Source organism: Streptomyces sp. NPDC048142 (assembly GCF_043202835.1).
In the GTDB taxonomy this organism is placed as follows: Bacteria; Actinomycetota; Actinomycetes; order Streptomycetales; family Streptomycetaceae; genus Streptomyces.
The window spans coordinates 113,365-127,326 of the sequence record NZ_JBIDBC010000014.1; the positions used below are offsets into that span (position 1 = coordinate 113,365).

Below are 13,962 nucleotides of genomic sequence, written 5' to 3' on the forward strand. Positions count from 1 at the left end.
CACCGAACTCAGGGCAGGAGACTCCCGATGACCTCGTCCACCACGTCCGCCCGGACGGCAGCCACGGCCCGTGGGGCCGAGACGACGCTGGCCGAGCTGGAGCAGCGCGCGGCGGCCCGCCGGGACCGCCCCTCCTACGGCCACGACGCACTGATCGCCTGCGACCGGGTGGTGCGGATCTTCACCACGGACGGGGTGGAGGTGCAGGCCCTCCAGGGCCTCGATCTGCTGGTCACCGAGGGCGAGTTGATGGCCCTGGTGGGGGCGTCGGGCAGCGGCAAGTCGACGCTGATGAACATCCTGGCGGGCCTGGACGTGCCGACGGCTGGGTCGGCGAAGGTCGCGGGCCGCGATCTGCTGTCGATGGGCCCGAAGGAACGGCTGCGCTACCGCCGGGACGTGGTCGGGTTCGTCTGGCAGCAGACCGCCCGCAATCTGCTCCCGTATCTCACGGCGATCCAGAACATCACCCTGCCCATGCAGTTGCGCGGCGGCGGCGGCAAGCGCGAACGGGCCGCCCGCGCCGAGTCGTTGCTCGCCATGCTCGACATCGCGGACTGCCGTGACCGGCGCCCCCAGCAGTTGTCCGGCGGTCAGCAGCAGCGGGTGGCCATCGCGGTGGCGCTGGCCAACTCCCCGTCCGTGCTGCTCGCGGACGAGCCGACCGGTGAGCTGGACTCGGCCACCGGGGAGCAGGTCTTCGCCGCGTTCCGGCGCGCCAACGAGGAACTGGGCACCTCGATCGTGATCGTCACCCATGACCAGGCGGTCGCGGACGAGGTGCGGCGTACGGTCGCCATCCGTGACGGCCGTACGTCCTCCGAGGTGCTGCGCCGCACCGAGGTGGACGCGGCGACGGGCCAGGAGTCGCAGGTGGCCCGGGAGTACGCGATGCTCGACCGGGCGGGACGGCTCCAGTTGCCCGCGGACTACACGCGGACGCTGGGCATGGAACACCGGGTGCTGCTGGAGCTGGAGCAGGACCACATCGGCGTCTGGCCGGACGCGCACGGGGCCCCGGAGAAGCCGGACGGGCCTGCGAAGGACGACCCCAAAGCCGCGAATGCTCCTAAGGCTCCGAAGGAGATGTAGAGGGCTCGCCAGGTCCGGCGGCTCAGCCGGGCTCGACCGACAGACCGAGCCCGCCCAGGCCGCCGTCCGGGTGGCGGCGCAGCGCGATCGAGCCGAAGGGCGTCCGCAGCCGCAGCCAGCCGCCCGCGGAGAGCAGCGAGACGGGGAAGTCCGGGTCGGGGCGCAGGAAGCCGAGGGACTGGGCGGCGTGCACGGCGCGCAGGGGCAGGTCCGTGGCGCCGACCGTCCGGGACCAGATCTCGCGGCCGATCCGGTCGCGTTCGGCGCGGGTGCGCAGTGCTTCGGGCAGCGCCTCGTCCCGCGTACGGAATTCGGCGACGGCCGTGTCGAGAGCGGCGCGCAGGGCGTCCGGCCGGGGCAGACCGGTCTGCTCCCGCCAGGGCCCGCGGGGCGGCAGGACACCGGTCCAGGGCGGCCCGGTGACGGGAGCGGGCAGCGCACCGCCCGCACCGCTGCCGGCCGCATCGCGGACGTCGAGGGATTCCAGCAGCTCCCCGGCCGACACCGTGACGTCGAGCGTCTCGGGGCGGGCCAGCCGGGCGGTGCGGATGGCGAGGACCTCGAAGGAGGGCGGGCGGCCGAACACGGCCAGTGCGTCGCCGCCGCCCGCCTGCAACCGGACCGCGGCGGCCCGGTCGTAGTGGAGCAGCCGGCCGAGGAAGGCGGCGAGATCCGCCGCCTCCCTCGCGTCGGCGAACCGCAGCGACTGCACGGGCACGGTCATGCCGCGGCGGGCTCCTCTGCCAGGTACTGCTGGAGGAAGAGCTTCTCCTCGGCGGAGATCCGCCGGGGCCGCTCCGCCGCCAGGTCGTACGGCACGACGACGGTCGAGGCGCGTACGTACACCTGCTCGGCGTCCTTGATCTCGTAGGAGATCGTCAGGGACGCGGCGCCGATCTTCGTGACCCACGACTCGACGGTCACCGGCTCGTGCCGGTGGACCAGCGGCCGTACGTAGTCGATCTCGTGACGGGCCACGACGGACCCGCCCGAGAACGACGGCGAGCCGTCCCCGGGCGCCAGCCGGAACATGAAGTCGATGCGCGCCTCCTCCAGGTAGCGGAGGAAGACCACGTTGTTGACGTGGCCGAAGGCATCCATGTCCGACCAGCGCAGGGGGCAGCTGTAGAGGTGACGAGCCAAGACGATCAGCCTCGCGTGAGCTTCTTGTACGTGGCACGGTGCGGACGGACCGCGTCCGCACCGAGACGCTCGACCTTGTTCTTCTCGTACGACTCGAAGTTGCCCTCGAACCAGTACCACTTGGAGTCACCCTCGTAGGCGAGGATGTGCGTGGCGACGCGGTCCAGGAACCAGCGGTCGTGGGAGATGACCACAGCGGCGCCCGGGAACTCCAGGAGGGCGTTCTCCAGCGAGGAGAGCGTCTCGACGTCGAGGTCGTTGGTGGGCTCGTCGAGGAGCAGCAGGTTGCCGCCCTCCTTGAGCGTCAGCGCCAGGTTGAGGCGGTTGCGCTCACCGCCGGACAGGACGCCGGCCGGCTTCTGCTGGTCCGGACCCTTGAAGCCGAACGCGGAGACGTAGGCGCGCGAGGGCATCTCGACCTGGCCGACATTGATGTAGTCCAGCTCGTCCGAGACGACGGCCCAGAGGGTCTTCTTCGGGTCGATGTTGGCGCGGGACTGGTCGACGTAGGAAATCTTGACCGTGTCGCCGACCTTGATGGCGCCGCTGTCCGGCGTCTCCAGGCCCTGGATCATCTTGAACAGCGTGGTCTTGCCCGCGCCGTTCGGACCGATGATGCCGACGATGCCGTTACGGGGCAGCGTGAACGACAGGTCGTCGATGAGGACCTTGTCGCCGAAGGCCTTCGAGAGGTTCTCGACCTCGACGACGATGGAACCGAGCCGCGGGCCCGGCGGAATCTGGATCTCCTCGAAGTCCAGCTTCCGCATCTTGTCGGCCTCGGCCGCCATCTCCTCGTACCGGGCGAGACGGGCCTTGGACTTGGTCTGGCGCCCCTTGGCGTTCGACCGCACCCACTCCAGCTCTTCCTTGAGCCGCTTCTGGCGCTTCTCGTCCTTGCGGCCCTCGACCTTGAGACGGGTCTGCTTCTTCTCCAGGTACGTGGAGTAGTTGCCCTCGTAGGCGATCGCGCGGCCGCGGTCGAGCTCCAGGATCCACTCGGCGACGTTGTTCAGGAAGTACCGGTCGTGGGTGACGGCGATGACGCAGCCCGCGTACTTCGAGAGGTGCTGCTCCAGCCAGTTCACCGACTCGGCGTCGAGGTGGTTGGTGGGCTCGTCGAGGAGGAGCAGGTCCGGGGCCTCGATGAGGAGCTTGCAGAGCGCCACGCGGCGCTTCTCGCCACCGGAGAGGTTGGTCACGGGCCAGTCGCCGGGCGGGCAGCCCAGGGCGTCCATGGCCTGCTCCAGCTGGGCGTCCAGGTCCCACGCGTTCGCGTGGTCCAGGTCCTCCTGGAGCTTGCCCATCTCCTCCATCAGCGCGTCGGAGTAGTCGGTCGCCATGAGCTCGGCGACCTCGTTGAAGCGCTTGAGCTTGCCCATGATCTCGGCAGCGCCGTCCTGGACGTTCTCCAGGACGGTCTTCTCCTCGTCCAGCTTCGGCTCCTGCATGAGGATGCCGACGCTGAACCCGGGCGACAGGAAGGCGTCACCGTTGGACGGCTGCTCCAGGCCCGCCATGATCTTCAGCACCGTGGACTTACCGGCGCCGTTGGGCCCCACGACACCGATCTTCGCGCCGGGCAGGAAGTTCAAGGTGACGTCATCAAGGATCACCTTGTCGCCGTGCGCCTTGCGCGTCTTGCGCATGGTGTAGATGAACTCAGCCAAGAGAAACCGTCCGGCAGCAATAGAGGTGTGAGCAGATACATCCCATCTTGCCTGACGGCCCTCCCCGGACGGAAACCCGTCCACCCACCGGCACCGAAACCGGTCACCTCATGCGTTCGAACGTTCACCCACCGTCGTTGTGCGGCTGCTGCCGGCGGAGGAGGAAGGTCGCGCCGCCGCCCACGACGAGCAGCCCGATGGCGATCGCGGCGAGCATCGGGGTGGTGCTGGAACCGCCCGTCGCGGCCAGGTCGCCCTCCAGTCCCGACGTGCTGGAGCCGGTCGTGGCCGGGACGGACTCCTGGGCGCTCCGCGTGCCGACGTCGTTGCCGTCGACGCCCTCGCTCTCCCGGTCCAGGACACTGCCGCTGGTGGCGCAGTCCAGCATCCCGGTGAAGGTCCTGGCGAACCCGGCGGGCCCGGTGATGGTGACGTCGTACGCCTGGTCCTCGGCGACGGGGACCGTCACCGTGCGGGTGGCCCCGGCGGCGACGGTGTGCTCGGTGCCGGCCAGCTCGAAGGTGAACGGCTCGTCGCCCCGGTTGGCGGCCGTGACGTCCACACCGCCCGCGGCGCAGTTCTTCCGCGCGGTCAGCGCGGGGGCGGCGCCCGTCTCGGCCCAGGTGGCGGCGGCCCGTGCGGAGACGGTGGACTCGCTGGAGCCGGCCAGGATCTGGGTCTGGGTGCGCCCGACCCCGACGAAGGCCCGGCCGACCGGCACGGAGGTGGTGGCCTGGACCGCGAGGGAGACGGTGCCGTCGGCGGTGTCCTTCGGTACGGCGAAGTAGAGCCGGTCCCCGTCCGCCGCGGCGGTGACGGGGGTGCCCTTCTCGTCCGTGACGGCGATGCCGCCGGCCGCCGCGTCCACCGGGGGCGACACCGAGACCTGGTCCGCGTCGGTGCGGACGGTCACGGGGCCGAGCAGCTCGCCGGCCCGGCCGGCGACGGCTGCCGGTTCCAGGGTGAGCGAGGCCCGGGGTTCCTTCGTGTTGCGCGCGTTGCGGTGCAGCCAGTCGGCGAGCTTCTCCGCCTGCTTGTCCGATGCGGTGACATCGGCGTCGTCCGAGTAGCGCCAGATGGCGACCTGGGTTCCGGCGGCGGCGGTCCGCTCGGTCAGCGGGCCGGTACCGGCCGCGGCGGCGAGCGCGGCCAGGTCGTCGACCTGGGGGTAGGAGTGCTGGAGGATCCAGCGGATCTTCCCCGCGTTCCGGTTGCCGCTCAGCGAGGTCTCGGCCCAGGGGGTCTCCAGGTACCTCGCCTGGTCCTGGGTGGGGTTGTGGAGGTCGATGCAGTAGGTCTTGAGCTTGCCGCCGCCGTCCACGGTCATCTCGAACAGTCCGGCGGGCAGCTCCTGGGTCCGGTCGGGCGCGCCGCCCTTCCCCTCGACACGGAGCACGGCGCTGTCGAAGGTCTTCAGCCCGTCGAGCACCGCGGCCGCGCCGCCGTGGTGCCGGCCCGGGTCGTCGGCCGCCGCCGGTCCGGCGCCGACGAGTGCGGCAGCCGCGACGAGGCCGGAGAGCAGCAGCGCGGCGACCGGGCGGAGGATCCCGCGCCCCGGGGGCGCCCCCGTAGTGCCGGACGACGCAGCGGACTCCGAAAACGCAGAAAGCACAGAATTCCCCTCCGGGCGAGGCCCTCGCGCATGGTGCGCGTGTGGGGAATGCCTCGCCAGCAGACTCAAGTGACCCGTGAGCACTGGGAATCCTAAGGAACCGGCGAAGAGCGATCCCCCGTACCGCCCTCGCACAACCATTCCGAATCGGAATCGTTATCGCGGGATGCCGCCGCGCTTGTCACCGATCAGCCTTTTCAGGACACTGCCGCCATTGCGCCTGCCTGTTCGAGCTGTTCCGGCGACTCCTCCGCGTCGCCGTCCGTGACCCGCTCCGAACGCTCCGTCAGAACCTGCTCCATTCGGGCCGCCCGGCGGAAGGCGGCCGTCCCCCGGCTCAGGTCATGGCCGACGGTGATGGCCTCGACCTCGACGAACGTCCTGCGCCGACCGTCCTGTTCCTCCTCCCGGACCTTCAACCGGCCGTGTACGACCAGAGGTTCTCCGACCGAAACGGAACCGGCCAGATTCGCGGCGAGCGTTCGCCAGGACCAGATGGTGTAGAAGCTGGTGCGGCCGTCCGACCAGAGCTGTTTCTCGCGGTCCCAGCGCCGCGGAGTGACGGCGAATCGGAATCGCGCCATTCCGCCGGTGGCCGTCTCCCGGAACTCCACCGCCGTGGCGGCGTTTCCCACCAGCGTCACCAAGGTCTCGTTCATTTCCCGCCCCCGCTTTCCATGTCGACCGCATCGCACCGCGCATCCACTCGCACCTCGTCGTACGGCGGCTCGTCGTGCCGTGGTTCGCCGTACGACGGTTCGCCTTACGGTGGGTTCGCCGTACGGCGGTGTCGTGCGGACTCCATGGTGGCCGCCGGGCGGGAAGCGCGTCGGGGCCTGTGGACTACCGGCCGGTTGTGGAAAACTCCGTCACCGTCACGTACCGCTCGCGCACTTCCCGGTAGCGCACCAGCTCGGCCGCGACCGGGTCCAGGACCCTGGCCCGGCCGCACCCGGCCGCCGCCTCGCGCAGTCTCCGCTCGGCGTCCTGCCCGTACCGCCTGGCCGGGCCCCGGATGGCCGCGGCGCAGGACCACTCCACCAGCGGGCCGCCGACGACCCCGGCCAGCATGACGAGCGCGGGCGTGACGAGCCCCGGCTCCAGGACACCGATGATCTGGCCGGTCAGCCACAGGCCGCCGAAGATCTGCAGGAGCGTCATCGACACCTGGGCGAGCACCGCGGCCGGCCACCACTTCGGCCGGGGCGGTTTCGCCGCCCGGCCGCCGAGCGGCGTCCCGCTGATGCCCTGCGCGCCCGCCGTCCCGCCGCCCCGCCTGGACACGCCGGGGGCGCCCGCCTTGACCGCCAGTTCGTCCAGCGCCTCGGGCAGCCCCTTCGCCCCGTGGAACGCGGCCTCGCGCACCGCCTGCGCCCAGGGTCCCGGCAGCCCGTCGGCGGCGGCGTCCGCGACGATCCGTACCGCCTGCTCGACCCGCTGCCGGGCCGTCAGTTCCTCCTCGGGCGGGGTGAGCGCCTGGCCCATCCGGTCCAGGCTGCCGGGCAGGCCCCGGTTCTCGTACCAGCGCCAGAGCCGCAGCCACGGCGTCCCGCAGGCCCGCCCGGCGTTCCTGCGCCACTCCCGCTCGGCGGCCTCCCCGGCGGCCGCCGCGCCGACGGCCTCGGCCAGCCGGTCGGTGAACTCCTCGCGGGCCCGCTCACCGAGGCCGGGCCGCCCCTCGGCCACGTACACCGGTCGCAGCCGCGCCGCCGCCGCGTCGATGTCGGCCCAGAGGCGGCGGGTGGCGGCCGTACGGTCCTGGACGAACCGGCCGACCACCTCGCGGAGTTCGGGCACCCCGTCGCCGGTGAGCGCGGAGAGGGACATGACGGTGGCGCCGGGTTCGCCGTGCTCGCCGAGCGCGATGCCGTCCTCGTCGAGGAGGCGGCGCAGGTCGTCGAGCACGAGGTCGGCCGCATCGCCGGGCAGCCGGTCGGTCTGGTTGAGGACGACGAAGGTGACCTCCGCGTGTCCGGCGAGCGGGCGCAGATAGCGCTCGTGGAGGGCCGCGTCGGCGTACTTCTCCGGGTCGACGACCCAGATCACCGCGTCGACCAGGGCCAGGACCCGGTCCACCTGGTCGCGGTGCTCGGTGGCCGCCGAGTCGTGGTCGGGCAGATCGACCAGGACGAGTCCCTGGAGCGCCTCGTCGGAAGCGGCGGGCCCGGGGTGGGGCCTGCGCCGCAGCCGGCCGGGGACGGCGAGCCGGTCCAGCAGGCCGGCGGCCCCGTCGGTCCAGCTGCACGCGATGGGCTGGGAGGTGGTGGGCCGGCGCAGCCCGGTGTCGGAGATCGGGGCCCCGGCGAGCGCGTTGAACAGGGTCGACTTCCCGCTGCCGGTGGCTCCCGCGACGGCGATCACCGTGTGCCGTGAGGAGAGCCGCTGCCGGGCGGCCGCCTCGTCCAGCACGCGTCCCGCCTCGGCGAGGCTGTCCCGGTCGAGCCGGGCGCGGGAGAGCCCGACGAGTTCGCGCAGGGCGTCGAGCCGGGGCGGGAGCGGCCCGCCGGAGGGGACGTACGCCTCGACCTGCGGCTGCGGGTCGTCCTGGTCGGGCGTACCGGGCGCGGGTTCCCCGTCCTCGTGGGCGTCGGCCGCCGCGGCGCGCCGGGCGATGAGCCCGTCGTCCCAGCGCCCGTCCTTGCGCCCACCGCTCCTGCCGCCGCCCGACGGGCCCTTGTCCGATGGGCCCCCATCCGATTTCCCTGTGCCGATGCCGATGCCGTTGCCGAAGGCGATGCGCTTGCCGATGCCCTTGCCGTTTCCCTTGCCCTTGCCGTTTCCCTCGTCCGTGACGGCAGTCATCGCTGCCACCTCTCCTTCTGCAGTACGGAAAGCGCGGCGATCAGTTCGGCCTGGGGTTCGGGGGCGATGTCGAGCGCGTCGAGCGGGGCGAGGCGGCGGTCGCGTTCGCCGCCGAGTACCTGGTCGAGGTAGGTCGTCAGCAGCTCACCGCCCTTGTCGCGGAGGCGCAGCGCGCCCTGGGCGCCGATGCGTTCGGCGAGCTGCTCCCCCGCCGCGCGGGCCCGCCGTCCGCCGAGAAGGGCGGCCGCGAGTAGCGCGGCGACGTTCTCGGGGGCGGGCGCCACGCTGCGTTCCAGCTGGCGCACCTCCTCCTCGGCCAGCTCCTCCAGGACCCGCCGCCATCGGCGTACGGCGACGGCGATCCGCCCTTCGACGTCCTCGGCGGGCCCCCAGCCCCCGGCCTCCCGCCCGGCGTCCTCGAACCGGAACAGGCTCCCGGCGGGCTCGCGGCGCCACTGGGTGCGGATCTGTTCGTCGGCGGCGGCCACCGAGCACTGGAGCAGGGCCACCAGGCTGTCGACGAGGGCTTCGAGGAGTTCCTCGGACGAGCTGTAGAGCGGGTAGCCGCGCCACCGGGTCCGCGCGTCCCCGGAGAGCACCGCCCCGCTCCGGAGGCGGCGCCGGATCCGGGCGGCCTCCTTGCCGTACGCGTCCTCGACCACCGCGGTCAGCCGTACGGAGGCCGCGTACTGGGCGGCGACGGCGGAGGCCAGGCCGGGCATCCGCACGTTGAGCGACTGGATGACGCCGGAGGCGGTACGCCCCACCGCCTGCTGCCGGGCGGCGGGGTCCTGGGCCCGGTGGGCGAGCCAGGCGCGCAGCGGGGCGACGGCGGTGGTGGGGAGCAGTCCGCTGCCGCCGCCCGCGGACTCGGGCAGTTCCGGGATGGTGAACCGGGGTACGTCCCCGAGCCCGGCCCGGGTCAGCAGCGCCGCGTACTGCCGGGACACCTCGGTGATCACCTGGTGAGGCACCCGGTCGAGGACGGTGACGAGGGCCGCGTCGTACTCCTTCGCGGTACGCAGCAGATGCCAGGGCACCGCGTCGGCGTAGCGCGAGGCGGTGGTGACCATCACCCAGATGTCGGCGGCGCAGATGAGTTCGGCGGCGAGGACGCGGTTACGGACGACGAGCGAGTCGATGTCGGGGGCGTCCAGGAGCGCGAGCCCGCGGGGCAGGCTCACCGCGGTCTCCACCCGCAGCGCGGTCTCCCCGTCCTCTCCCCGCGCGGCGAGGTCGTCCAGCCCGTCCGGGTCGGGCGCCTGACCCGGCGGCAGCCAGATCCGGGTCAGTTGCGGCAGCACCCTTGCCCCGGCGAACCAGTGGTGGTCGTCCGGGTGGCAGACCAGCACCGGGGTCCGCGTGGTGGGCCGCAGCACCCCGGCCTGACTGACCCGGCACCCCACCAGCGAGTTGACCAGGGTGGATTTCCCGGCCCCGGTGGATCCGCCGATCACGGCGAGCAGCGGCGCCTCGGGGTCCTTGAGGCGTGGCAGGAGGTAGTCGTCGAGCTGGGCGAGGAGTTCGACCCTGGTCTGCCGGGCGCGTTCGGCCCCCGGCAGGGGCAGTGGAAGGCGCACGGCGGCGACACGGTCGCGCAGGGCGGAAAGTGCGTCGATGAGCTGAGGCCGTACGTCCATGGTCACCACATGCGAAGAATGCCCAATTTTGCAGCCTTTTTGAAGCGTATAGCCCCCTCTGCGCGGCGGTTCCACCCTCCGGACAGAGTCAGGACAGAGGGGACGAGTGGGGCGGGGGCATAACGAGTGCACAACACCCGGCGCGCGGGGAGCGAAAACCGATGCGTGAATCGCACCTACCTGCGATTATCGGTTCGCTTCACCGAACCTCCACATCGTGCCACGCAGGTGAAGCAACCGGGTCCAGGGGATCGGAGCCCTATCCTTGTCCCGGCACGGCCACGGAACCACCGATCAGGACTCCCGGCCCCCGTAGCTCAGTGGATAGAGCAGGCGCCTTCTAAGCGCTTGGCCGCAGGTTCGAGTCCTGCCGGGGGCGCACCGACCGCACCGCCGAGAGGCCCTCCGCATCCGAGGGCCTCTTCGTCGGTCGGGGGAACGGTAGCGGGCGCGGTGTCATGGCGGCGTAAGCAGCCTCGCACCGCTCGGCGCCGGGGAGCGGACCAGGGCCCCTCGGCGTCGGAGACCCCCTCAAGGGCCTCGGACCGCTCAGCGCCGGGAGAGGTCCTCGGGGTGGAGAAGCCGCAAGTCGTCCAGGGTGGGTTCCGCGACGGTGCTCAGCCGGCCCGCCTGATGGGTCATCATCTCCTCCAGTGTCTGCCGGGCCAGCCGGGCGTTGCCGAACGACGCCCCCCGGGGGACGGCGTCGAAGTGGGCCCGCAGCGCGTCGGCCGTGCCGGGTGCGCACGCGTAGCCGTTGTCGGCCGCGTGCATCGAGACGATCGTGACCAGTTCGTCCGAGGAGTAGTCGGGGAACTCGATCCGGCGCGGGAAGCGGGAGCCGAGGCCCGGGTTGGAGTTCAGGAAGCGGCTCATCTCCTCGGTGTACCCCGCCGCGATCACCACCACCTCCTCGCGGTGGTCCTCCATCAGCTTCAGCAGCGTCTCCACCGCCTCCTGGCCGTAATCCGCGGAAGCGCCGCCCACGCGAGGCGTCAGGGTGTAGGCCTCGTCGATGAACAGGACGCCTCCCCGTGCCCGTTCGAACGCCTCTCGGGTCAGCTGCGCGGTATGGCCGACATAGCGGCCCACCAGGTCCGCGCGGGAGACCTCGACGAGCTGGCCGCGCGGCAGCACGCCCAGGGAGGCCAGCAGCTCGCCGTAGAGCCGTGCCACGGTCGTCTTGCCGGTGCCGGGCGGGCCCGCGAAGATCAGATGGTTGCCGACCCGGGGCGCGGGCAGGCCGGCCGCCTTCCGGCGGCTCGCGGCGGCGAGCAGATGGACCAGGTCGCCCACCTCGCGCTTGACGGACGCCAGGCCCACCAGGGCGTCCAGCCGCAGCAGCGGGTCCTCCCCCTGCTCGTCCTCCGGCGGGCCGCCCGCCGGGACGCCCACGTCCTCCGCGGTCAGCACGGCCAGCTGCCGCTCGTCGGCCTCCGCCAGGCCGGCCAGCCGGGACGCCTGCCGGTCCACCATCTCCTCGAAGACCTTGCGGGCGGTCCGGCCGTTGCCGAAGCCCGCGTCGCGGGGAATCCGGTCGAAGCGGGTGACCAGCGCGGTCCGCGCCGCCGGGTCCAGCTCGTAGCGGTGGCCGGTGCACATCCGCTCCACGATCGTGACCAGCTCCTGCGAGGTGTAGTCGCTGAACTCGACGTTGCGGGTGAAGCGCGAGGCGAGACCCGGGTTGGACGCCAGGAACTCCGTCATCTCCTTCGGATAGCCGGCCGCCACCACCACCACGTCGTCGCGGTGGTCCTCCATCAGCTTCACCAGGGTGTCGATCGCCTCGCGCCCGAAGTCGGCGCCGCTGCCGCCGCCGTCGGAGAGCAGGGTGTACGCCTCGTCGACGAACAGCACCCCGCCCAGGGCCTTGTTGAAGGTCTCGGTGGTCTTGATGGCCGTCCCGCCGATGATCTGCGCCACCAGGTCCGCACGCGACACCTCCACCAGGTGGCCGGAGCGCAGCACGCCGAGCGAGGCGAGGATGGAGCCGTACAGCCGGGCGACGGTGGTCTTGCCGGTGCCGGGCGGGCCCGCGAAGACCAGGTGGCGGCTCATCGGCGGAGCGGGCATCCCGACGCTGGCCCTGCGCTGCGCCATCCGGTTGAGGTTGATCAGCGTCAGCACCTGCTGCTTGACCTCGTCGAGGCCGATCAGCGACTCCAGCTCGGCCACCGGACCCGTGCCGGGCCGGGGCTCGGCCGCCGGGGCGGCTCCGCCGGGCAGCCGCCCGTTCCCAGCCGCCGCGTCCCGCGCGGTGCCCCAGGCGTCCGGGGCGCCGTTCTCCGCGCTGACCAGCCCCTCGACGGCGAGCCGGTCGCCGGGCACGGTCTGGCGCACACCGCTGCCCCGGTTGGCGCGGACGGTGCAGCCGGTCAGCGACACGGCGTCGTCGCCCTCCACCCGGATGCCGTCGGCGCCCGAACCCGTCACCTCGCAGCCGTTGAGGGAGGTACGGGCCCCGGCGGACACCCGTACGCCGCACTCTGCCGCGCCGGTCACCACGGCGCGTACGGCCGCCAGATCGCCCTCGGTCTCGATGTGGACGCCCGCGCCGCCGGACTCCTCCACCGCGGTGTCCCGCAGCGTGAGCGTGCCGAGCGCTCCGATGTGCACGCCGGCCCCGGCGGACGAGCGCAGCCGGCTCTTGCCCACGAACACGTTGCCGTGGCCCGAGACATGGACCGCCGAGTCGCCCGCCCGCTCGACGACGCACTCCTCCAGCCGCCCCCTGCCGTCCTTGACGACCTGGACGCCGTGCGCGCCGGCCCCGGTGACCGTGGCCCGCCGCAGCAGCGGGTTGGCGCCGCTGCGGATCACGATTGCGGACCCGCCGCTGTCGTGCACCTCAAGGCGGTCGAACTCGGCGGACGAGTCCTCCTCCAGCAGTACGCCGGTCCCCTCGGCGTCCCGGACGACCGTGTCCGACAGCACGGGCGAGGAGAAGCCGGTGATCCGTACGGCGGGCTCACCGGCCGTGGCGAACGTACAGCCGCCGAACGTACCGCGGCTGCGCTCGGCCACCAACAGTCCGTGCCCGACGGTCCGTTCGGTGCCGCACCGGGTCAGGGCCGGGGAGCTGCCGCCGCACACGGCGAAGCCGTGCCCGGTGACGTCGCTGACGGCGACGTCCTCCAGGACGACCGGTCCCGTGGTGTTCACGAGCACGCCGACGGCGGCCTTGCGGACGGTGCCGCGCACCATCCGGACCGAGCTCTCCTCCTCGACGGCGACACCCGGCTTGCCGGTCGCCGCTATCGCGCATTCCTCCAGGAGGACGTGGGCCTGCCCGTTGGTGAGGACGCCGTTGCCCTGGGTGTCCCTGAGCTCACTGAAGCGGGCGGTGATCCTGCCGCGCTCACCGGCCACCAGCGCGGACGTCCCGAGGTGTTCGACGACGCACTTCTCCAGGAAGCTCTCGGCCGGGGAGGTGGACACCACACCGGCGCCCGCCGGGTTGCTGATCCGGCACTGCCGCAGCGCCAGCGATCCGCTCTCCCGCGCGAAGAGCGCCGACCAGGCCGACCCGTGGATGTCGCACCGGTCCATCGCGAGCTCTCCGCGCGGCGCGTCGACCACGGGCAGTTCGTCGTCGTGCCCGCGCAGCACGAGGTCCCTGACCATCACCGCGTCGCCGGTGAGCGTCAGCGCCGTGCCGCGCCGGGGCGCCAACTCCGCTGTCCCCGGGCCCTCGGAGGCGATCAGGGTGATCGCCGCCGTGATCGTCACGCTCTCCTCGTACCGTCCCGGCGCGATGCTGAGGACCGCCCCGGCGCGGGCCCTGGCGACGGCCTCCCCGACCGTGCGGTGGTCGCCCGTCCCGTCGGCGGCGACGATGAGCATCTGGCGTGACACGTTCGACCTCCCGGACCCCCTGCGCCGTAGGTACGGGGCGGAGACGCGCGACATGTAGGGCGAGGGAAACTGCTGTGCCCATCATGCCTGTTAGCGCAGGTGGACCGCCATCGCCCGCAGGGTACGAACGCCCCCGGAGCACCGGCTC

9 protein-coding genes and 1 tRNA gene are annotated in these 13,962 nt (G+C 72.5%); 2 read left to right on the forward strand and 8 right to left on the reverse strand.

Translation table 11 applies throughout. The features are described 5' to 3' along the window. Positions 1–27: 27 nt before the first annotated feature. Positions 28–1,092, forward strand: coding sequence for an ABC transporter ATP-binding protein (locus tag ACGF2Y_RS19565; RefSeq protein ID WP_392948855.1), 1,065 nt, complete (start codon positions 28–30; stop codon positions 1,090–1,092). Between the two features lie 22 nt (positions 1,093–1,114). On the opposite strand, the gene ACGF2Y_RS19570 is transcribed toward ACGF2Y_RS19565, so the two are convergent. The 7 genes from ACGF2Y_RS19570 to ACGF2Y_RS19600 all read right to left on the reverse strand — a co-directional run bounded on the left by ACGF2Y_RS19570 (position 1,115) and on the right by ACGF2Y_RS19600 (position 9,959). Then, positions 1,115–1,816: a hypothetical protein gene (locus tag ACGF2Y_RS19570; RefSeq protein ID WP_392948858.1), complete on the reverse strand. Its 702-nt coding sequence runs from the start codon at positions 1,814–1,816 to the stop codon at positions 1,115–1,117. After that, on the reverse strand, positions 1,813–2,235 hold the full coding sequence (locus ACGF2Y_RS19575; RefSeq protein WP_392948861.1) for an acyl-CoA thioesterase: 423 nt from the start codon (positions 2,233–2,235) through the stop codon (positions 1,813–1,815). The genes ACGF2Y_RS19570 and ACGF2Y_RS19575 overlap by 4 nt, the downstream gene beginning before the upstream one ends. 5 nt (positions 2,236–2,240) lie before the next feature. Further along, positions 2,241–3,905: an energy-dependent translational throttle protein EttA gene (gene ettA / locus ACGF2Y_RS19580; RefSeq protein ID WP_392948862.1), complete on the reverse strand. Its 1,665-nt coding sequence runs from the start codon at positions 3,903–3,905 to the stop codon at positions 2,241–2,243. A 124-nt stretch (positions 3,906–4,029) separates the two neighbouring features. Beyond that, entirely contained in the window at positions 4,030–5,517 is a 1,488-nt protein-coding gene (locus ACGF2Y_RS19585) for a Cys-Gln thioester bond-forming surface protein (protein WP_392948864.1), read from the reverse strand. Between the two features lie 197 nt (positions 5,518–5,714). Next, positions 5,715–6,176: a single-stranded DNA-binding protein gene (locus ACGF2Y_RS19590; RefSeq protein WP_392948867.1), complete on the reverse strand. Its 462-nt coding sequence runs from the start codon at positions 6,174–6,176 to the stop codon at positions 5,715–5,717. A 184-nt stretch (positions 6,177–6,360) separates the two neighbouring features. Then, complete coding sequence (locus ACGF2Y_RS19595) at positions 6,361–8,319, reverse strand: GTPase (RefSeq protein ID WP_392948870.1); 1,959 nt, start codon at positions 8,317–8,319, stop codon at positions 6,361–6,363. After that, the gene (locus tag ACGF2Y_RS19600; RefSeq protein WP_392948873.1) at positions 8,316–9,959 is read right to left on the reverse strand and encodes a dynamin family protein; all 1,644 of its coding nucleotides are present in this window, start codon (positions 9,957–9,959) and stop codon (positions 8,316–8,318) included. The genes ACGF2Y_RS19595 and ACGF2Y_RS19600 overlap by 4 nt, the downstream gene beginning before the upstream one ends. 306 nt (positions 9,960–10,265) lie before the next feature. Between ACGF2Y_RS19600 and ACGF2Y_RS19605 the strand changes: the two genes are divergently transcribed. Further along, a tRNA-Arg gene (locus tag ACGF2Y_RS19605) sits at positions 10,266–10,338 on the forward strand. Between the two features lie 170 nt (positions 10,339–10,508). Here the strand turns inward: ACGF2Y_RS19605 and ACGF2Y_RS19610 are convergent. After that, positions 10,509–13,802: a right-handed parallel beta-helix repeat-containing protein gene (locus ACGF2Y_RS19610; RefSeq protein ID WP_392949026.1), complete on the reverse strand. Its 3,294-nt coding sequence runs from the start codon at positions 13,800–13,802 to the stop codon at positions 10,509–10,511. Positions 13,803–13,962: the final 160 nt, after the last annotated feature.